Raw genomic sequence first — 20,724 nt, 5'->3', positions numbered from 1 at the left:
ATGACAAAAAACAACGCCATTCAATAAAAAGCGTTTTATTTTGATGATTCATCAATAACCGAGTTCAATCTGTACTCTTTTTTCAGCATTCGATAATCACTATTGCACTTTTTACGCTTGTGAACGCAAAAGGCTTGCACGCCCCTGCGCTTTTGCGGCATTTTGAATGCAAGCACACAACATTGCAGCAATACCCTCAAGGTTAACGGAGAAGTCTATGTGTTCAATTTTTGGCGTACTGGATATTAAAACCGACGCAGCAGAATTACGTAAAAAAGCGCTGGAATTATCCCGCCTGATGCGCCACCGTGGCCCGGATTGGTCCGGCGTGTATGCAAGTGACAAAGCCATTCTGGCCCATGAGCGTCTCTCTATTGTTGACGTCAACGCTGGCGCACAGCCGCTGTATAACGAGAAAAAAACGCATGTGCTGGCGGTTAACGGTGAAATCTACAACCATCAGGCACTGCGCGCAGAATACGGCGATCGCTATGCATTCCAGACCGGTTCCGACTGTGAAGTGATCCTCGCGCTGTATCAGGAGAAAGGCCCGGAATTCCTCGACGACTTGCAGGGGATGTTTGCTTTCGTCCTGTATGACAGTGAAAAAGATGCTTACCTGATTGGTCGCGACCATATCGGTATTATTCCGCTGTACATGGGGCACGATGAGCACGGCAACTTTTATGTTGCCTCAGAAATGAAAGCGCTGGTACCGGTTTGCCGCACGATTAAAGAGTTTCCGGCAGGTAGCTATCTGTGGAGCAAAGACGGTGAAATCCGTTCTTACTATCACCGTGACTGGTTTGACTATGACGCCGTAAAAGACAACGTGACGGATAAAGCCGAGCTGCGCCAGGCGCTGGAAGAATCGGTGAAAAGCCATCTGATGTCAGACGTGCCGTATGGCGTGCTGCTCTCTGGCGGTCTGGATTCTTCCATCATTTCAGCCATCACCAAGAAATTCGCTGCGCGTCGTGTTGAAGATCAGGAGCGTTCTGAAGCCTGGTGGCCGCAATTGCACTCCTTTGCCGTTGGCCTGAAAGGCGCGCCGGATCTGAAAGCCGCGCAGGAAGTGGCTAACCATCTCGGCACCGTGCACCATGAAATTCACTTCACCGTGCAGGAAGGTCTGGATGCTATCCGCGACGTTATCTATCACATCGAAACTTATGACGTGACGACTATTCGCGCTTCAACTCCAATGTACCTGATGTCGCGTAAAATCAAAGCGATGGGTATCAAAATGGTACTTTCTGGTGAAGGTTCCGATGAAGTATTCGGTGGCTATCTCTACTTCCATAAAGCACCAAATGCCAAAGAATTGCATGAAGAAACCGTGCGCAAACTGCAAGCGCTGCATATGTTTGACTGCGCGCGTGCAAACAAAGCGATGTCGGCCTGGGGTGTTGAAGCTCGCGTTCCGTTCCTCGATAAGAAGTTCCTCGACGTGGCAATGCGCATCAACCCGCAGGACAAAATGTGCGGCAGCAACGGCAAAATGGAAAAACACATTCTGCGCGAATGTTTTGAATCCTATCTGCCAGCAAGCGTGGCGTGGCGCCAGAAAGAGCAGTTCTCCGACGGCGTAGGTTACAGTTGGATCGATACGCTGAAAGAAGTAGCGGCGCAGCAGGTGACGGATCAGCAACTGGCGACCGCCAGCTACCGCTTCCCGTACAACACGCCAGCGTCAAAAGAAGCGTATTTGTACCGCGAAATCTTTGAAGAGCTGTTCCCGCTGCCAAGCGCAGCAGAATGCGTACCTGGCGGTCCGTCCGTCGCCTGCTCTTCGGTTAAAGCATTCGAGTGGGATGAAGCATTCAAAACCATGAACGATCCGTCAGGCCGCGCGGTAGGTATTCACCAGTCCGCTTATTAATAAATAGCGGTTATCCTTACGGGTCCTGCGGGGCCTGTATTTTTTTGTATCACTGATTTCATGAATAAATTCGAATTTTGTTGAATAAAGCAGCCATGCTGTTCGCAACCTAACCAAACAGTCACATTACGGCAATTTTCGATGAAAAAGATATTGACGCTGTAAGGTCCAATACGCATAATGCGCCCCGCAACACCGATAAGGTAACGCGAAAAAAAGATGGCTACGTAGCTCAGCTGGTTAGAGCACAGCACTCATAATGCTGGGGTCACAGGTTCGATTCCCGTCGTAGCCACCATCTTTTTTGCGGGAGTGGCGAAATTGGTAGACGCACCAGATTTAGGTTCTGGCGCCGCAAGGTGTGCGAGTTCAAGTCTCGCCTCCCGCACCATTCCCAATAGGTGTTGCACGGATGGGGTATCGCCAAGCGGTAAGGCACCGGTTTTTGATACCGGCATTCCCTGGTTCGAATCCAGGTACCCCAGCCAGTCGATGACTGGGTAAGCAGTAAATTTTGGCTACGTAGCTCAGCTGGTTAGAGCACAGCACTCATAATGCTGGGGTCACAGGTTCGATTCCCGTCGTAGCCACCATATTTAAGGTGTAATACTTTAGTGTATTAAACCTGCAAGATTTGTTGGGGTATCGCCAAGCGGTAAGGCAGTGGATTCTGATTCCACCATCCCGAGGTTCGAATCCTCGTACCCCAGCCATCTCAAAGACGTTTGCTTTTGCGGGCGCACATTTGGGGTATCGCCAAGCGGTAAGGCAGTGGATTCTGATTCCACCATCCCGAGGTTCGAATCCTCGTACCCCAGCCACTTAATGCAAAAAAGCTCGCTTCGGCGAGCTTTTTTGTTAATCCCCGGAATTGGTAGCAAGCATCCCGCCAAAGTCAGTGATAATTTAAACCATTACTCAGCAGGGATGACATCATGAACTACCAGACAACAGCCTTCCCACTCTACTCTCCACGCTACATTCTGTTAGGTGTATTTTACCTGGCGCTGGCTTTTTTCGGCCTCCCTGCCCCCTTTTTGTATGGTCTGCTGATGGGGCTTGTGTTTCCGGTGCTGGTTTCGATGCGGCTGCACACGCTCAGCCAGCGTGGCCAGGTCACGCTGCTCAGCGAAATCTCCAACTGGAAAGTTTACATACAAGGTATTCCGCTGGAAGAGCAACGCGCTTCGCTTAAAAACCCCTGTTTTCATACGTCAGAACGTCTTCAGCAGTTCTACTGGCGTGGCTTTATTGCCCGGCTTATTTTGCAGTTAATGACCTTAGGACTGCTGATACAGCAGACGAGGGAAATTGAGTGGACAATCTATGCCGGGATCGCAGCAGTGGCGGCATTTATACTTCTGCTGCTGTCGATCTACCATACGTTGGCAACAATACGCGATATGCGCGCCGGTGCATGGGCATTGCAGCGTGTTGAAGCTGCGAATGGTTACCAGGCCTTTTTTCAGCAGAAAATGCGCGTGCGCACCGCGCTGGATGTACTGTTTTCGTTACACTAATGCGAATTAAAGGCCGCGAGCACTGGATACTCGCGGCACTAAAGTTACCGTCTATAGCCCTAAAGCATATTTCAGCGCCTGACGTTTCAGCACTCCGGCACGTTCCGCCGCCATCAGACCAATATTACGCAACAACCTGACCGGGCCAAGGTTATTGCTGAACCCGGCATAGAACAGATCCATACCACTTTGCATAATAAAGTTATCCGCCATTCGACGCGTCTGATAGCGTTTTAAAATCGCATGACTGGCCCAGGCTTCACCGTGCGTACGCGCCCCGGCAAGCACTTCCAGCAAAGCATCAACATCGCGATAGCCCAGATTGACGCCCTGCCCGGCCAGCGGATGAATGGTATGTGCCGCATCGCCCACCAGCGCAAGGCCGGGGCGAACATACTGCAACGCATGACGGCGTGCCAGCGGGAATGCTGCCGCCGCAACCGGCTTCACACGCCCCAGTCGCGGAGGAAAGTTGCGGGCAATCTCCTGCTCCAGTTGCACCATAGACAACGTCTGTAACTGGCGAATACGCGCAGGCGTGTCATACCACACCAACGAGGCCCAATTGCCAAACAGCGGTAAAAAGGCGTGCGGCCCGTCGGGGGTAAAATGTTGCCAGGTACTTTCGCCTGCCTCAGCGTCGCACTCAACGGTAATTAACATACAGGATTGCTGATACTGCCAGACATGAATGCCAATCCCGGCAGCCTGCCGAACGCGGGAGTTCGCACCATCCGCGCCGACCACTAACTTCGCCGTTAGCGGCTCGCCCTCTTCGAAGGTCAACTGATAATGATCGCCGTCCGCATGCAGTCCACTGAGTGCTGCAGGAACACGTAACGTCACCTGCGGATGCGCCTCCAGCGCGTCCCACAGTGCACGTTGCAGGACATTGTTTTCAACCATATAACCGAGCAGCGGTAATTTCAGCTCGCGGGCGTCGAATATCACATGGGCGTTTTCCCACTCCCATGTTTCCAGTTGGCGATATGGATGGCAGCGCATCGCCTGCACGCGTTCCCAGACACCCAGCCCGCGCAGCAACGCCACCGATGCGGCGCTAATCGCCGAAATACGCACATCCGGCTGCGCCGTCGCATCAAACGCAGACGGCGCATGCTGTTCAATCACCGTAACGCTAAATCCATGTTGCGCCAGCCCCAGCGCCAGTGCTCCGCCGACCATGCCACCGCCAACGACGGCGACTTCAGTATGATGTGTCATGGCTAATTTTCCTTAAACGAGAATCCCTTAAGTTTACCGGATTTTTTCTCCCTTGCGTCTGACATCCGTCATACTGGTCAGCACGCGACCAAAGCATTACAATACGCGGCCTGCAATCCTGGCTTATACCCGTCATACTCGGGGTATATGAACTTAAGCAAGAGCAAGTCAATGACTAAAAAACTCCACATAAAAACCTGGGGCTGTCAGATGAATGAATACGATTCATCAAAGATGGCCGATCTGCTGGATGCCACACACGGCTATCAACTGACCGACGTGGCGGAAGAGGCGGATGTGCTGCTGCTCAATACCTGCTCGATCCGCGAAAAGGCTCAGGAAAAAGTTTTCCATCAACTGGGTCGCTGGAAGCTGCTGAAAGAGAAAAACCCCGATCTGATTATCGGTGTCGGCGGCTGCGTGGCTTCACAGGAAGGCGACCACATCCGTCAGCGCGCCCACTACGTTGACATCATTTTCGGGCCGCAAACTCTGCATCGCCTGCCGGAGATGATCAACTCCGTACGCGGCAACCGTAGCCCGGTCGTCGATATTAGCTTCCCGGAAATTGAAAAATTCGATCGACTGCCGGAGCCGCGCGCCGAAGGCCCGACTGCCTTTGTCTCTATCATGGAAGGCTGCAACAAATACTGTACTTACTGCGTAGTGCCTTACACCCGCGGTGAAGAAGTTAGCCGCCCGTCTGACGACATTCTGTTTGAAATCGCTCAACTGGCGGCGCAGGGTGTGCGCGAAGTGAACCTGCTCGGCCAGAACGTTAACGCCTGGCGCGGTGTGAGCTTCGACGGCAGCGCCGAAACCTTTGCGGAACTGTTGCGTCTGGTCGCCGCGATCGACGGCATTGACCGTATCCGTTTCACCACCAGCCACCCGATTGAATTCACCGACGATATCGTTGATGTCTACCGTGATACGCCGGAGCTGGTGAGCTTCCTGCACCTGCCAGTGCAAAGCGGTTCCGACCGCGTGCTGAACATGATGGGCCGTACGCACACCGCGCTGGAATATAAAGCAATTATTCGCAAGCTGCGCGAGGCGCGCCCGGATATCCAGATAAGCTCCGACTTTATCGTTGGCTTCCCTGGTGAAACCACAGACGATTTCGAAAAGACCATGAAGCTGATCGCCGATGTCAATTTTGACATGAGCTACAGCTTTATCTTCTCTGCACGTCCGGGGACACCGGCCGCCGATATGGTGGACGATGTGCCGGAAGAGGAGAAAAAACAGCGCCTCTATATTTTGCAAGAGCGCATTAACCAGCAGGCGATGGCCTGGAGTCGGCGTATGCTCGGCACTACCCAGCGCATTCTGGTAGAAGGCACCTCACGCAAGAACATCATGGAGCTGTCTGGTCGCACCGAAAATAATCGCGTGGTGAACTTTGAAGGCTCGCCGGAGATGATCGGTAAATTCGTCGATGTGGAAATCGTTGACGTCTATCCAAATTCCCTGCGCGGCGTACTGGTTCGTACCGAAGACGAAATGGGTCTGCGTGTTGTGGAATCTCCGGCATCGGTGATCGCCCGTACGCGTAAAGAGAACGACCTCGGCGTCGGCATGTACCAGCCGTAAGGCCACTGGCCTGCCATTTCTGGCAGGCCTTGCTTTTCCCCTGCCAGCCCCAACATCATGCGCTATGCTTGCGACTTCTTAATATGCCGTGAATAATTCCCTGATGGGCATAGCCCGCGACACACTGAAAAGAGGAACAGTTTGAACATAGATACGCGTGAAATTACCCTTGAGCCAGCGGATAACGCACGTCTGCTAAGTCTGTGCGGCCCGTTTGACGACAACATCAAACAACTGGAGCGGCGACTGGGCATCGAAATCAACCGTCGCGATAATCACTTCAAACTCACCGGACGCGAGATCTGCGTCAACGCAGCGACTGACATTCTACGCACGCTGTATGTCGATACTGCGCCGATGCGCGGTCAGATACAGGATATCGAACCGGAACAAATTCATCTGGCGATCAAAGAAGCCCGCGTGCTGGAACAGAGCGCCGAGAGCGTACCGGACTACGGCAAAGCTATCCACATCAAAACCAAGCGTGGCGTGATTAAACCGCGTACGCCAAACCAGGCTCAGTACGTCGCCAATATTCTCGACCACGATATCACCTTCGGCGTAGGCCCAGCGGGTACAGGGAAAACCTACCTTGCTGTTGCAGCGGCGGTGGATGCGCTGGAACGCCAGGAAGTGCGCCGTATTCTGCTAACGCGTCCGGCGGTTGAGGCGGGGGAAAAACTGGGCTTTCTGCCTGGCGATCTCAGCCAGAAAGTGGATCCGTATCTGCGCCCGCTGTATGACGCGCTGTTTGAAATGATCGGTTTCGAACGCGTGGAGAAACTGATTGAACGCAACGTAATTGAAGTCGCGCCGCTGGCCTATATGCGCGGGCGGACATTAAACGACGCCTTCATTATTCTTGATGAAAGCCAGAACACCACCATCGAACAGATGAAGATGTTCCTGACGCGTATCGGCTTTAACTCAAAAGCAGTGATCACCGGCGACATCACGCAAATCGACCTGCCACGCAATACCAAATCCGGCCTGCGCCATGCGATTGAAGTGTTGGCGAATGTCGATGAAATTAGCTTTAACTTTTTCCACAGCGAAGACGTGGTCCGCCATCCTGTCGTTGCTCGCATCGTTATCGCCTACGAGGCATGGGAAGAAGCCGAACAGAAACGTAAAGCAGAACTGGCTGCCGAACGTAAGCGCGAAGCACAGGAGCAGGAACAGAAATGAGTCAGGTGATCCTCGATTTACAGTTGGCGTGTGAAGATAACAGCGGCCTGCCAGAAGAAGCACAGTTTCAGAAATGGCTGGACGCGGTTATCCCGCAGTTTCAGGAAGAAGCAGAAGTTACCATTCGCCTGGTCGACAACGCGGAAAGCCACGAACTCAATATGACTTATCGCGGGAAAGATAAGCCGACCAATGTGCTGTCATTCCCTTTTGAAGCACCACCCGGCATCGAAATGTCGCTGCTCGGCGATCTGATTATCTGCCGCCAGGTGGTGGAACAAGAAGCGCTGGAGCAAGGTAAACCGCTGGATGCACACTGGGCACATATGGTTGTGCACGGTAGCTTACACCTGCTTGGTTACGACCATATTGCAGACGATGAAGCGGAAGAAATGGAAGGAATCGAGACAGAGATAATGCTTGCTCTGGGCTATGAGGATCCGTACATTTCCGAGAAAGAGTAACCGGAAAGCCTGCACTTCTACTCTTAACTGCCGTCCGGCGCTGAGTTTACGCGTGACGAGCGACAAATTAACCAACATGAGAACCCACACGACGCCATGAGCGACGATAACTCACACAGTAGCGACACAACCAACAGCAAGAAGGGATTCTTCTCCCTTTTACTAAGCCAGCTTTTCCACGGCGAACCGAAAAACCGTGACGACTTACTGGCTCTGATCCGAGACTCCGGGCAGAACGAGCTTATCGACAACGATACGCGCGACATGCTTGAAGGGGTGATGGATATTGCGGACCAGCGCGTACGCGACATCATGATCCCCCGTTCACAAATGATCACCCTGAAACGCAACCAGACGCTGGACGAATGTCTCGATGTCATTATCGAGTCTGCCCACTCGCGCTTTCCGGTGATCAGCGAAGACAAAGATCATATCGAAGGGATTCTGATGGCCAAAGATTTGCTGCCCTTTATGCGCAGCGATGCCGAAGCCTTCAGCATGGAAAAGGTGTTACGCCCGGCAGTGGTGGTACCGGAAAGTAAGCGTGTGGATCGCATGCTGAAAGAGTTCCGTTCCCAGCGCTACCATATGGCTATCGTGATTGATGAGTTTGGTGGTGTTTCCGGTCTGGTGACGATTGAAGACATTCTGGAGTTGATTGTCGGCGAAATTGAAGATGAGTACGACGAAGAAGAGGATATCGACTTCCGCCAGCTCAGCCGTCACACCTGGACGGTGCGCGCGCTGGCACCGATTGAAGACTTCAATGAAACCTTCGGCACCCACTTCAGCGATGAAGAAGTGGACACCATCGGCGGGCTGGTGATGCAGGCGTTTGGCCATCTCCCGGCGCGCGGAGAAGCGATTGACATTGATGGTTACCAATTCAAAGTCGCTATGTCCGACAGCCGACGTATTATTCAGGTCCACGTCAGAATGCCTGATGATTCGCCGCAACCAAAACTGGATGAGTAATGTAAATGGTATTTGCCTCACTGTTTGAGCGCCAGCGCGTGCGTCTGCTGCTGGCACTGCTGTTCGGAGCCAGCGGAACGCTGGCTTTTTCTCCTTATGACTTCTGGCCCGCTGCCCTTATATCTCTGGTTGGTCTGCAAGGATTAACCCTCAATCGCCGACCGCTGCAGTCAGCCTGGATTGGCTATTTCTGGGGGTTAGGGCTGTTTGGTAGCGGCATACACTGGGTTTACGTCAGTATCGCGCAGTTCGGCGGTATGCCTGGTCCGGTCAATGTTTTCCTCGTGGTATTGCTGGCCGCCTATTTGTCGCTGTATACCGGTCTGTTCGCCGGAATTTTGTCACGCCTTTGGCCGCAAACAAACTGGCTGCGCGTGGCTGTCGCCGCACCCGTAATATGGCAAATTACCGAATTTTTGCGCGGCTGGGTACTCACCGGGTTCCCGTGGCTACAGTTTGGCTACAGCCAGATTGACGGTCCGCTGAAAGGGCTGGCACCGCTGATGGGCGTCGAAGCCATCAATTTCCTGTTAATGGTAGTTAGCGGCCTGCTGGTACTGGCGCTGGTAAACAAAAGCTGGCGTCCGTTAGTGATTGCGGTACTGCTGTTCGCCCTGCCGTTCCCGCTACGCTATATCCAGTGGTATCAGTTGCTGCCACAGCGCACCACGCAGGTTTCGCTGGTACAGGGCAATATTCCCCAGACGCTGAAGTGGGACGAAAAGCAACTGTACAACACGCTGAAAATCTACAGCGACGCCACTGAGCAGGTGATGGGTAAATCGCAACTGATCATCTGGCCGGAGTCCGCTATTACGGATCTGGAGATTAATCAGCAGCGCTTTTTAACCGCCATGGATGATCTGCTGCGAGCGCATGACAGTACACTTATTACTGGCATTGTCGATGCGCGGCTGAATCAGCAAAACCGTTACGATACCTACAACACCATTATCACGCTGGGTAAAGACAGCGCCTACAGCTACAGCTCATCCGATCGCTACAACAAGAACCATCTGGTGCCGTTTGGCGAATTCGTACCGCTGGAATCGATTCTGCGCCCGCTGGCGCCGTTCTTCGATCTACCGATGTCTTCATTCAGCCGCGGAGCGTATGTGCAGCCGCCATTGACGGCGCACGGCCTGAAGCTAACGGCGACTATCTGCTATGAGATCATCCTTGGCGAGCATGTGCGTGACAACTTCCGCCCGGATACCGATTTCCTGCTGACCATCTCTAACGATGCGTGGTTCGGCAAGTCTATCGGCCCGTGGCAGCACTTCCAGATGGCGCGTATGCGCGCGCTGGAACTGGCGCGTCCTCTGCTGCGCAGCACCAACAATGGTATCACCGCAGTGATTGGCCCGCAGGGCGAGATTCAGGCGATGATCCCGCAGTTTACCCGCGAGGTACTCACCACCAGCGTCACGCCAACTTCCGGTTTGACACCATACGCACGTGCAGGTAACTGGCCGGTATGGATCCTCTCCGCCCTCTTCGGCTTTGCCGCCGTGGTGATGAGCCTGCGCCAGCGCCGCCGTTAATCGCCCTCCCTCTCTTTTCCAGGCCGGATAAGCACTGCACTTATCCGGCCTGGAACGACTATCCAACACAAACTCGTTTTGGCATGCCATTTGCTTATACATATCAGGCAGCTATGAAATCCGCTTATGTGCAACAGAGTCGCACCGGCAGGAAACAATAGCAGCACCAGTTTGGTGCAATGTAAGTTTTTTGCCTTTAAACGGTGCGGCACGCCTCGCAAAAATAAACAATACCGCAGCAAAACCTTTACATTAAGCCAGACTAAATGTAACAAACACACACGACACTGCACAAAAAAGTCGCAGTCTATAAAAAAACACAACATACACAATGGGTATCAATGCGTCTCTGGCGCTGACGATAAAGGAGTCTGGATATGCAATTACGTAAACTGGCCGCCGCGATGCTGGTGATGGGAATGTCCGCCGGTCTGGTTCATGCTGAAGATGCAAAACCTGCCGATGCGGCTGCTCAGCAGCAAACGACGCTGGATAAAATTGCCAAAAACGGCGTTATCGTCGTGGGTCACCGTGAATCATCCGTACCGTTCTCCTATTACGACAACGAACAGAAAGTGGTCGGCTACTCACAGGATTACTCCAACGCTATCGTTGAAGCGGTGAAGAAAAAACTGAATAAGCCGGATCTGGCCGTTAAGCTGATCCCTATCACTTCGCAGAACCGTATTCCGCTGCTGCAAAACGGCACTTTCGATTTTGAGTGTGGTTCCACCACCAACAACCTTGAGCGTCAGCAACAAGCGGCTTTCTCCGACACCATTTTCGTGGTCGGTACGCGCCTGCTGACCAAAAAAGGCGGCCCGATCAAAGATTTCTCTGATCTGAAAGGCAAAGCGGTCGTCGTGACCTCGGGTACCACCTCCGAAATTCTGCTCAACAAACTGAATGATGAGAAGAAAATGGACATGCGCATCATCAGCGCGAAAGACCACGGCGACTCTTTCCGTACGCTGGAAAGCGGCCGTGCAGTGGCCTTTATGATGGATGATGCTCTGCTGGCAGGTGAACGGGCGAAAGCGAAGAAACCGGACAACTGGGAAATCGTCGGTACGCCGCAGTCCCATGAAGCGTACGGCTGCATGCTGCGTAAAAACGATCCCGAGTTTAAAAAGCTGATGGATGACACCATTGCTCAGTTGCAAACCTCCGGCGCGGCAGAGAAGTCCTACGACAAATGGTTTAAAAACCCGATTCCGCCAAAAAACATGAACATGAACTTTACGTTGTCTGAAGACATGAAAGCGCTGTTCAAAGCACCGAATGACAAAGCTCTTAACTAATTAAAACCATTAGGGGCGGGTTTACCTGCCCTCTCGATTGTCGAAGTAGCACGGACAGACTATACGTTGAATGGTCGTTCCCCACTCAGCGCGAAAACTCGCTCTTCATACAATCTTCGAGGGTAGCGCTGCTACCCTCTTTTTTCTGGAGTAGATTTATGTCCATAGACTGGAACTGGGGAATATTCCTGCAACAAGCCCCGTTCGGCAACACCACCTACCTTGGCTGGCTATGGAGTGGTTTTCAGGTCACTATCGCGCTTTCCATCGCGGCCTGGATTATCGCTTTTCTTGTCGGTTCACTGTTTGGCATCCTGCGAACTGTCCCTAACCGTTTCCTGTCCGGCATTGGCACCGTCTATGTCGAACTGTTCCGTAACGTTCCGCTGATCGTGCAGTTTTTTGCATGGTATCTGGTGGTACCGGAACTACTGCCGGAAAATATCGGTATGTGGTTCAAACAGGAGCTCGATCCGAATATCCAATTTTTCGTCTCTTCAATGGTTTGTCTGGGGCTGTTCACCGCCGCTCGTGTATGCGAACAGGTGCGGGCGGCGATCCAGTCGCTGCCGCGCGGTCAAAAGAACGCCGGGCTGGCAATGGGGTTGACGCTGTCACAAACCTACCGTTATGTGCTGTTGCCGAATGCGTATCGCGTGATTGTGCCGCCAATGACCTCCGAAATGATGAATCTGGTGAAAAACTCCGCTATCGCCTCCACCATCGGTCTGGTTGATATGGCGGCACAGGCAGGGAAACTGCTGGATTACTCCGCGCATGCGTGGGAATCCTTCACTGCAATCACCCTGGCCTATGTCCTGATTAACGCGGTCATTATGCTAGTGATGACGCTGGTAGAACGTAAAATTCGCCTGCCGGGCAATATGGGAGGCAAATAAACATGTACGATTTCGACTGGAGTTCAATTGTTCCTTCTCTGCCCTATCTGCTTAATGGGTTGGCCATCACGCTGAAAATCACTGTGACTGCCATCGTGGTAGGGATCGTCTGGGGCACTCTGCTGGCAGTAATGCGTTTGTCGACGTTTGCGCCGCTGCGCTGGTTCGCCAAGAGCTATGTGAACGTCTTCCGTTCCATCCCGCTGGTGATGGTGCTGCTGTGGTTCTATCTGATTGTGCCGGGTTTCCTGCAAAACGTTCTGGGGCTGTCGCCGCAAACTGATATCCGTTTGATTTCGGCAATGGTGGCATTCTCAATGTTCGAAGCGGCTTACTATTCGGAAATTATCCGCGCCGGTATCCAAAGTATCTCGCGCGGACAATCCAGCGCCGCGCTGGCGTTGGGTATGACACACTGGCAGTCGATGCAGTTAATCATCCTGCCGCAGGCGTTTCGCGCCATGGTTCCGCTGCTGTTAACGCAAGGGATCGTGCTGTTCCAGGACACCTCTTTGGTGTATGTCCTGAGCCTCGCGGATTTCTTCCGTACGGCATCCACCATTGGCGAGCGTGATGGTACCCAGGTCGAAATGATCCTGTTTGCCGGCGCCGTGTATTTTGTTATCAGTCTCAGTGCTTCGCTGTTGGTCAGCTGGCTGAAGAAAAGGACCGTCTAATGATCTCCCTGAAAAATGTTTCTAAATGGTATGGTCACTTTCAGGTGTTGACCGACTGCTCCACCGAAGTGAAAAAAGGCGAAGTGGTGGTAGTGTGTGGCCCGTCTGGTTCCGGTAAATCCACGCTGATTAAAACCGTTAACGGCCTGGAGCCGGTGCAGAAAGGTGAAATCATCGTCAACGGCACCCAAGTGAATGACAAGAAAACCAATCTGGCAAAACTACGATCGCATGTCGGCATGGTATTCCAGCATTTTGAACTCTTCCCACATCTGTCGATTATCGACAACCTGACGCTGGCGCAGGTCAAAGTGCTGAAGCGTGATAAAGCCGCCGCGCGGGAAAAAGGCTTAAAATTGCTTGAGCGTGTTGGGCTGTCGGCACACGCTAACAAATTCCCGGCGCAGCTCTCTGGCGGTCAGCAGCAACGTGTGGCAATCGCCCGCGCTCTGTGTATGGATCCGGTGGCGATGCTGTTTGATGAACCGACATCAGCGCTCGATCCGGAGATGATCAACGAAGTGCTGGACGTGATGGTCGAACTGGCAAACGAAGGGATGACAATGATGGTGGTGACTCACGAAATGGGCTTTGCCCGCAAAGTGGCAAACCGCGTGATCTTTATGGATGAAGGGAAAATCGTTGAGGATTCAGAGAAAGACGCTTTCTTTAATAATCCAAAATCCGAACGAGCAAAAGATTTCCTCGCCAAAATCCTGCACTAACAAATTAACGCCTGCCAGTATCGGCAGGCGTTTTTGCCTTAAGGTTCAAAGGGGCGTCGCTGGAACTGATCGTGTCCGCATTTCGGGCACAGCGGCAACACATCCGGGGTATATACCGCCAGGTGGAAGTGGCACTTCTCGCATACCAGATTCCCCAGCCCTACCACTTCACCACTGTGGTAGACGCCGTGATGATTGAGATCCTGGAATACTTCGCGCCATTCAAGCTGCGTTTTATCGGTGATATCCGCCAGTTCCTGCCAGATACTCTCTTTAATTACCCGCATAAAGACGCTATCCGTCACTTCATCCTGACTTTCCTTATAGCTGCGGGCAAACTCTTCGAGATCGCGGCGGATAGCCCGCATCAGTTCGTCGATCTCGGTGCGAGTTAACTCACCGGTCTGTGAGACACGCTGGCGCGCCTGATCAACCAATGCATCAATATCGCGCTCTCCATTGCGCAAACGTTCGGTTAACGTCGCTACCAGTTCACGGTAAAAATGAGCAACCTTGTTCATCGTTTCGCCTCCCGGCTCAGTAACTATCTCTAATGATAGACGTTATTTACCGTGCGTAGTGCTAACTGCGCCGCACTGTTGGCAAAAAGTCAACGGCAAAAGCGCCGGGCTATTTCATTCCCGGCTCGCGGAAAGGCTGTTTTGAGGCTGACGTTTGGGCTATGCTATGCCGATCTGAAAAACCACGTAACAACGCTACATTTGTAGCTGTAGCAAAAACAGGACTACTGGCTGCCATGCAAGAGCAATACCGCCCGGAAGAGATAGAATCCAAAGTACAGCGTCACTGGGAAGAAAAACGCACATTCGAAGTCACTGAAGACGAGAGCAAAGAGAAATACTATTGCCTGTCGATGCTTCCCTATCCTTCTGGCCGACTACACATGGGCCACGTCCGTAACTACACCATTGGCGATGTGATTTCTCGCTACCAGCGCATGCTGGGTAAAAACGTATTGCAGCCAATTGGCTGGGATGCGTTCGGTCTGCCTGCGGAAGGTGCGGCGGTGAAAAACAACACTGCACCAGCGCCGTGGACTTACGACAACATCGCCTATATGAAGAACCAGCTCAAAATGCTGGGCTTCGGCTACGACTGGAGCCGCGAGCTGGCGACCTGTACCCCGGAATACTATCGCTGGGAACAGAAGTTCTTCACCGAATTGTACAAAAAAGGACTCGTTTACAAGAAAACCTCGGCAGTGAACTGGTGCCCGAACGACCAAACCGTACTGGCGAACGAACAGGTTATCGACGGCTGCTGCTGGCGCTGCGATACCAAAGTTGAGCGTAAAGAGATCCCACAATGGTTTATCAAAATCACCGCCTACGCTGACGAACTGCTGAACGACCTGGATAATCTGGATCACTGGCCGGATACCGTGAAAACCATGCAGCGCAACTGGATTGGCCGTTCCGAAGGCGTGGAAATCACCTTTGACGTTCAGGGCAGCGACCAGAAGCTGACAGTCTATACGACCCGTCCGGATACCTTTATGGGCGCGACCTATCTGGCCGTTGCCGCAGGTCACCCACTGGCGCAAAAAGCCATTGCCAGTAACTCAGAGCTGGCCGCTTTCATCGACGAATGCCGCAATACTAAAGTGGCAGAAGCCGATATGGCGACAATGGAGAAAAAAGGCGTTGATACCGGCTTTAAAGCAGTTCATCCGCTGACCGGAGAAGCGATCCCTGTCTGGGCGGCAAACTTCGTACTGATGGAGTACGGCACTGGCGCGGTCATGGCTGTGCCGGGCCACGATCAGCGCGACTACGAATTTGCCACCAAATACAGCCTGCCGATCAAAGCAGTTATCCTGGCGGCGGACGGTTCAGAGCCGGATCTGTCAGAGCAGGCGCTGACTGAAAAAGGCACGCTGTTCAACTCTGGCGAGTTCAGCGGTCTGAGCTTTGAAGAAGGCTTCAACGCGATTGCCGACAAACTGGCAGAGAAAGGCGTGGGCGAACGTAAAGTGAACTTCCGTCTGCGCGACTGGGGCGTTTCCCGTCAGCGTTACTGGGGTGCGCCGATTCCGATGGTCACTCTCGAAGACGGTACAGTCATTCCGACGCCGGAAGATCAACTGCCGGTGATCCTGCCGGAAGATGTGGTCATGGACGGCATCACCAGCCCGATCAAAGCTGACCCGGAATGGGCGAAAACGACGATTAACGGTCAACCAGCACTGCGTGAAACAGATACCTTTGACACCTTTATGGAGTCTTCCTGGTACTACGCACGTTACACCTGCCCGCAGTACAGCGAAGGCATGCTCGACCCGAACGCGGCGAACTACTGGCTGCCGGTCGATATTTACATTGGTGGTATCGAACACGCCATCATGCACCTGCTCTACTTCCGCTTCTTCCATAAACTGATGCGCGATGCGGGCATGGTGAACTCTGACGAACCAGCTAAACAGTTGCTGTGTCAGGGTATGGTACTGGCGGATGCGTTCTATTATGTGGGCGTAAACGGCGAGCGTAACTGGGTCTCCCCGAAAGACGCGATCGTTGAGCGCGACGACAAAGGCCGTATCGTGAAAGCGAAGGATTCGGCAGGCCATGAGCTGGTTTATACCGGCATGAGCAAAATGTCCAAGTCGAAAAATAACGGTATCGACCCGCAGGAAATGGTTGAACGTTACGGCGCGGATACCGTTCGTCTGTTCATGATGTTCGCCTCTCCGGCTGACATGACGCTGGAGTGGCAGGAATCCGGCGTGGAAGGAGCGAACCGTTTCCTGAAACGCGTATGGAAACTGGTTTACGAGCACACCAGCAAAGGCGCGGTTGCCGCTCTGGATCTGGCTGCGCTGAACGACGAGCAGCAGGCGCTGCGCCGTGATGTTCATAAAACCATTGCTAAAGTTTCCGATGATATCGGCCGTCGTCAGACCTTCAACACCGCGATCGCAGCGATTATGGAGTTGATGAACAAACTGGCAAAAGCGCCGCAGGAAAACGAGCAAGATCGCGCGCTGATGCAGGAAGCCCTGCTGGCCGTGGTTCGTATGCTGAACCCGTTCACACCGCACGCCAGCTTTACGTTGTGGCAGGAGTTGGGCGGCGAAGGCGATATCGATAATGCACCGTGGCCGGTAGCGGACGAAAAAGCGATGGTGGAAGACACCACGCTGGTTGTCGTCCAGGTAAACGGCAAAGTGCGTGGTAAAATTACCGTTGCCGTGGACGCCACCGAAGAACAGGTGCGTGAACGCGCTGGCCAGGAACACCTGGTGGCGAAGTATCTTGATGGCGTTACCGTGCGTAAAGTGATTTACGTACCGGGTAAACTGCTCAATCTGGTCGTTGGTTAAGCGCGGGAGGAAGCGTGCGATATCTGGCAACATTGTTATTGTCACTGGCGGTACTGGTCACCGCCGGATGTGGCTGGCATCTGCGTAATACCACGCAGGTGCCGGGCGAAATGAAAACGATGATTTTCGATTCCAGCGATCCCAATGGTCCGCTGAGCCGTGCCATTCGTAACCAGTTGCGCCTGAACGGTGTCGAACTGCTGGAGAAAAGCACGCTTCGTCAGGATGTGCCTTCGCTGCGCCTGGGCGCGGTGACGTTTGCACGTGATACGGCATCGATCTTCCAGGATGGCCGTACCGCAGAGTATCAAATGGTGCTGACCGCGAACGCCAGCGTGCTGATCCCGGGACATGATATCTACCCAATCAGCACAAAAGTGTTCCGTTCATTCTTTGATAACCCGCAAACAGCGCTGGCAAAAGCCGCCGAGCAGGACATGATTATTCAGGAAATGTACGACAAAGCGGCAGAGCAGTTGATTCGTAAACTGCCGAGCGTCTACACGGCTGATGCGGCGACGCATCACACCAAAACACCTGCTTCTCCCTCTGTTTCCGTAACACCAGGTAGCTAATGCTCAGGTTGTATCCGGAACAACTCCGTGCGCAGCTCAATGAAGGGCTGCGCGCGGCGTATCTGCTGCTCGGTAACGATCCACTGTTGTTGCAGGAGAGTCAGGACGCCGTGCGCCAGGTTGCCGCGACGCAAGGCTTTAGCGAACATCACACGTTTACGCTGGATGCCAGCACCGACTGGGACGCTATTTTTTCCATCTGCCAGGCACTCAGCCTGTTCGCCAGCCGTCAAACCCTACTTTTGCTACTGCCGGAGAACGGCCCAAACGCCGCCATTAATGAACAACTGGCAAAGTTGGTTTCGTTGCTGCATGAGGATCTGATCCTGATCGTGCGCGGCAACAAATTGACGAAAGCACAGGAAAACGCGGCATGGCTGACGCAGTTAAATAACCACGCCGTACAGATTAGCTGCCAGACGCCAGAGCAGGCGAATCTCCCCCGCTGGGTCGCCGCGCGGGCGAAGCAAAGCAAACTGGAGCTGGATGACGCCGCAAATCAGCTGCTTTGCTATTGCTATGAAGGCAATCTACTGGCACTGGCGCAAGCGCTTGAACGGCTGTCGCTGCTGTGGCCGGATGGCAAATTAACGCTGCCACGCGTGGAGCAGGCGGTGAACGACGCAGCGCACTTTACCCCGTTTCACTGGGTCGATGCACTGCTCGCTGGTAAAAGTAAACGTGCGTTGCATATTCTGACCCAGTTGCGCCTGGAAGCGTGCGAGCCGGTGATCCTGCTACGCACGGTGCAGCGAGAATTGCTGCTACTGGTCACGCTCAAGCGTCACGCGGCACATACACCGCTGCGTACGCTATTTGATAAACATCGGGTCTGGCAAAATCGCCGTGGCATGATGGGCGATGCGCTAAATCGCCTGAGCGCCGAGCAGCTATGCCAGGCGGTGCATCAACTCAGCCGCATTGAGCTGATTGTGAAGCAGGACTTTGGTCAATCGGTGTGGGCCGAGCTGGAAGGGCTTTCTCTGCTACTCTGTCATAAGGCATTAGCAGACGTTTTTATTGATGGTTGATATGAATCAGTTGCAGGCACTGTTTGGTGGTACGTTCGATCCTGTCCATTATGGGCATCTGAAGCCGGTTGAAGCGCTGGCGAATCAGGTTGGGCTGTCACGGGTGATCATTATGCCCAATAACGTGCCGCCGCACCGTCCACAACCGGAAGCCACCAGCCAGCAACGCAAAACCATGCTCGAACTGGCCATCGCCGACAAACCGCTGTTTACCCTCGATGAGCGGGAACTGCGCCGCGATACGCCTTCTTATAGCGCGCTAACACTGAAAGAGTGGCGAGAGGAACAAGGGCCACAGCGTCCGCTGGCATTTATCATCGGTCAGGATTCACTGCTTACCTTCCCGAGCTGGCACCACTACGAAACCATCCTGGATAACTGCCATTTAATTGTTTGCCGCCGCCCCGGTTACCCGCTGGAGATGGCGCAGAAAGAACATCAGCAATGGCTTGATGACCATCTCACTCAGCATGTCGAAGCGTTACACACACAGCCCGCGGGAAAAATCTATCTGGCTGAAACGCCGTGGTTTAATATCTCCGCAACGCTTATCCGCGAGCGGCTAGAGCACGGCGAAAACTGTGATGATCTGCTGCCTGCCGCCGTGCTGGAATATATCAACGCGCAGGGGTTGTACCGCTCAGCGCCCGGCGCATCGCTATAATCAACCGATCATTTTCCTCTTTGCTACGCACCGCAACACGGTAATAGCGATCATCCAGCCCCGGATAATTCGCACAACGACGAATTAAAATATGCTGTTTCAGCAGCGCATGCTGTAATTCCACCTCAGGCGCATCACAGCGCAGAAAAAGGTAATTCGCCATACCAGGCCAGACAGTGAGTGCCGGAAGATCGTTCAGCGCGGCGAACAAACGCGGACGCTCACACGCCAGCCACTGCCAGCTCGCCTGCTGATAAGCGTGGTCATGCAGAATCACCTCCCCCGCCAGCGCAGCAAACGCATTGATTGACCACGGCATCTGCGCAGCGCGCATCTGCGTCACCTTCTGTTCGTTGCTACCCAACAGATAGCCGAGCCGCAAACCGGGAATAGCATAAAACTTGGTCAGCGAGCGTAGCACCCACAGATGCGGATTGCCCGCCAGATGCCGGATAAAACCGCAGCGTTGCGGGATAAAATCCATAAATGCTTCATCAAGAATAAGCGCAATGCCCAGCAACTTGCAGCGCGTCGAAATGGCCTGTAGCAGCGCGTCATCCGGCAGTAGTCCGGTCGGATTATTGGGCGTGCAGAGAAACAGGCAGTCCAGATCCGGTGTCAGCGCCCCCAAAAAGCGTTCGGTCAGTTGCCAGCCCTCGTCTTCGCGCAAAGGAAAATCGACGATGTCACAACCTGCCAGCCGCAGCGCACGGCGATACTCTGCAAACCCTGGCGTAATAAGCATCGCCCGACGCGGAGACAACGCATTGACCAGCGCAAAAATCACTTCCGTCTCACCATTTCCAGCCAGCAACCATGACACCGGAACCTGATGATGTTCCGCCAGCGTCTGATACAGGCGCTGATACTCCACGTCCGGATAGCGCTCGGCCAGCGCCATGTTCTCCAGCAATGCACGCCGCAAAGCGTCTGGCATACCCGCCGGATTGATATTGGCGCTGAAATCCAGTAACTGCTCAGGTGCAATGCCCAGCAGTGCGGCCGCCTCGCGTGTATTGCCGCCGTGCGCGCTATGAAACATCGCTCTCTCCGCTTGCTTAAAGCCGTTATCTTAAACGAAAAAGGGATGTGGATTGAGGGGCATGGTAAACTTTGCGC

18 protein-coding genes and 6 tRNA genes are annotated in these 20,724 nt (G+C 53.5%); 21 read left to right on the top strand and 3 right to left on the bottom strand.

Going from position 1 to position 20,724, the window contains the following annotated elements; all coding sequences use genetic code 11:
- Positions 1–217: 217 nt before the first annotated feature.
- The 8 genes from asnB to GA0061070_RS02200 all read left to right on the top strand — a co-directional run bounded on the left by asnB (position 218) and on the right by GA0061070_RS02200 (position 3,402).
- Entirely contained in the window at positions 218–1,882 is a 1,665-nt protein-coding gene (asnB, locus tag GA0061070_RS02235; protein WP_090133287.1) for an asparagine synthase B, read from the top strand.
- Between the two features lie 221 nt (positions 1,883–2,103).
- Positions 2,104–2,180: transfer RNA gene (locus GA0061070_RS02230), tRNA-Met, on the top strand.
- Positions 2,181–2,188: 8 nt separating this feature from the next.
- Positions 2,189–2,273: transfer RNA gene (locus GA0061070_RS02225), tRNA-Leu, on the top strand.
- Positions 2,274–2,295: 22 nt separating this feature from the next.
- Positions 2,296–2,370: transfer RNA gene (locus GA0061070_RS02220), tRNA-Gln, on the top strand.
- A 28-nt stretch (positions 2,371–2,398) separates the two neighbouring features.
- A tRNA-Met gene (locus tag GA0061070_RS02215) sits at positions 2,399–2,475 on the top strand.
- A 45-nt stretch (positions 2,476–2,520) separates the two neighbouring features.
- A tRNA-Gln gene (locus GA0061070_RS02210) sits at positions 2,521–2,595 on the top strand.
- Positions 2,596–2,628: 33 nt separating this feature from the next.
- Positions 2,629–2,703: transfer RNA gene (locus GA0061070_RS02205), tRNA-Gln, on the top strand.
- Positions 2,704–2,817: 114 nt separating this feature from the next.
- On the top strand, positions 2,818–3,402 hold the full coding sequence (locus tag GA0061070_RS02200; protein ID WP_090133285.1) for a hypothetical protein: 585 nt from the start codon (positions 2,818–2,820) through the stop codon (positions 3,400–3,402).
- A 51-nt stretch (positions 3,403–3,453) separates the two neighbouring features.
- Here GA0061070_RS02200 and ubiF read toward each other — a convergent pair whose 3' ends face one another.
- Positions 3,454–4,626 carry a 3-demethoxyubiquinol 3-hydroxylase gene (ubiF, locus tag GA0061070_RS02195; protein ID WP_090133283.1) on the bottom strand — a complete coding sequence of 391 codons (1,173 nt, stop codon included), beginning with the start codon at positions 4,624–4,626 and terminating at the stop codon, positions 3,454–3,456.
- Between the two features lie 171 nt (positions 4,627–4,797).
- Here ubiF and miaB point away from each other — a divergent pair, with 171 nt between their 5' ends.
- The 9 genes from miaB (at position 4,798) to GA0061070_RS02145 (ending at position 13,995) form a co-directional block, all read left to right on the top strand.
- On the top strand, positions 4,798–6,222 hold the full coding sequence (gene miaB / locus GA0061070_RS02190) for a tRNA (N6-isopentenyl adenosine(37)-C2)-methylthiotransferase MiaB (protein WP_090133281.1): 1,425 nt from the start codon (positions 4,798–4,800) through the stop codon (positions 6,220–6,222).
- 141 nt (positions 6,223–6,363) lie between these two features.
- Complete coding sequence (locus GA0061070_RS02185) at positions 6,364–7,410, top strand: PhoH family protein (protein ID WP_090133279.1); 1,047 nt, start codon at positions 6,364–6,366, stop codon at positions 7,408–7,410.
- Positions 7,407–7,874 carry an rRNA maturation RNase YbeY gene (gene ybeY, locus GA0061070_RS02180; RefSeq protein WP_090133277.1) on the top strand — a complete coding sequence of 156 codons (468 nt, stop codon included), beginning with the start codon at positions 7,407–7,409 and terminating at the stop codon, positions 7,872–7,874. Before GA0061070_RS02185 ends, ybeY begins: the two co-directional genes overlap by 4 nt.
- Before the next feature lie 96 nt (positions 7,875–7,970).
- The gene (corC, locus tag GA0061070_RS02175; protein WP_090133275.1) at positions 7,971–8,849 is read left to right on the top strand and encodes a CNNM family magnesium/cobalt transport protein CorC; all 879 of its coding nucleotides are present in this window, start codon (positions 7,971–7,973) and stop codon (positions 8,847–8,849) included.
- A gap of 5 nt (positions 8,850–8,854) precedes the next feature.
- Complete coding sequence (gene lnt / locus GA0061070_RS02170) at positions 8,855–10,393, top strand: apolipoprotein N-acyltransferase (RefSeq protein ID WP_090133273.1); 1,539 nt, start codon at positions 8,855–8,857, stop codon at positions 10,391–10,393.
- Positions 10,394–10,770: 377 nt separating this feature from the next.
- Complete coding sequence (locus GA0061070_RS02160; RefSeq protein WP_090133271.1) at positions 10,771–11,694, top strand: amino acid ABC transporter substrate-binding protein; 924 nt, start codon at positions 10,771–10,773, stop codon at positions 11,692–11,694.
- 158 nt (positions 11,695–11,852) lie between these two features.
- Positions 11,853–12,593 carry an amino acid ABC transporter permease gene (locus tag GA0061070_RS02155; protein ID WP_090133269.1) on the top strand — a complete coding sequence of 247 codons (741 nt, stop codon included), beginning with the start codon at positions 11,853–11,855 and terminating at the stop codon, positions 12,591–12,593.
- Positions 12,594–12,595: 2 nt separating this feature from the next.
- Positions 12,596–13,270, top strand: a complete 675-nt coding sequence (gene gltK, locus GA0061070_RS02150) for a glutamate/aspartate ABC transporter permease GltK (RefSeq protein ID WP_090133268.1) — start codon at positions 12,596–12,598, stop codon at positions 13,268–13,270.
- Positions 13,270–13,995, top strand: coding sequence for an amino acid ABC transporter ATP-binding protein (locus tag GA0061070_RS02145; protein WP_090133266.1), 726 nt, complete (start codon positions 13,270–13,272; stop codon positions 13,993–13,995). The genes gltK and GA0061070_RS02145 overlap by 1 nt, the downstream gene beginning before the upstream one ends.
- A gap of 38 nt (positions 13,996–14,033) precedes the next feature.
- Here the strand turns inward: GA0061070_RS02145 and GA0061070_RS02140 are convergent, their stop codons facing one another.
- Positions 14,034–14,516: a zinc ribbon-containing protein gene (locus tag GA0061070_RS02140; RefSeq protein WP_090133264.1), complete on the bottom strand. Its 483-nt coding sequence runs from the start codon at positions 14,514–14,516 to the stop codon at positions 14,034–14,036.
- Between the two features lie 236 nt (positions 14,517–14,752).
- Here GA0061070_RS02140 and leuS point away from each other — a divergent pair, with 236 nt between their 5' ends.
- From leuS to nadD, 4 genes are read left to right on the top strand one after another with little or no spacing between them, the layout of a single operon-like run.
- Positions 14,753–17,335 carry a leucine--tRNA ligase gene (gene leuS / locus GA0061070_RS02135; protein WP_090133262.1) on the top strand — a complete coding sequence of 861 codons (2,583 nt, stop codon included), beginning with the start codon at positions 14,753–14,755 and terminating at the stop codon, positions 17,333–17,335.
- A 14-nt stretch (positions 17,336–17,349) separates the two neighbouring features.
- A complete protein-coding gene (gene lptE, locus GA0061070_RS02130; protein ID WP_090133260.1) occupies positions 17,350–17,910 on the top strand; it encodes an LPS assembly lipoprotein LptE in 561 nt (186 codons plus the stop codon).
- Positions 17,910–18,941, top strand: coding sequence for a DNA polymerase III subunit delta (gene holA / locus GA0061070_RS02125; protein ID WP_090133258.1), 1,032 nt, complete (start codon positions 17,910–17,912; stop codon positions 18,939–18,941). Before lptE ends, holA begins: the two co-directional genes overlap by 1 nt.
- A gap of 1 nt (position 18,942) precedes the next feature.
- Positions 18,943–19,605: a nicotinate-nucleotide adenylyltransferase gene (gene nadD, locus GA0061070_RS02120; protein WP_167353523.1), complete on the top strand. Its 663-nt coding sequence runs from the start codon at positions 18,943–18,945 to the stop codon at positions 19,603–19,605.
- Here the strand turns inward: nadD and cobD are convergent.
- Positions 19,559–20,647, bottom strand: coding sequence for a threonine-phosphate decarboxylase CobD (gene cobD, locus GA0061070_RS02115; protein WP_090133255.1), 1,089 nt, complete (start codon positions 20,645–20,647; stop codon positions 19,559–19,561). The genes nadD and cobD overlap by 47 nt on opposite strands.
- Positions 20,648–20,724 lie beyond the last annotated feature (77 nt).

Origin of the sequence: Kosakonia oryziphila (genome assembly GCF_900094795.1) — a bacterium.
Classification (GTDB): Bacteria; Pseudomonadota; Gammaproteobacteria; order Enterobacterales; family Enterobacteriaceae; genus Kosakonia; species Kosakonia oryziphila.
The sequence above is the reverse complement of the archived record's forward strand: the minus strand, read 5'-3'. Positions and strand labels throughout refer to the sequence as shown.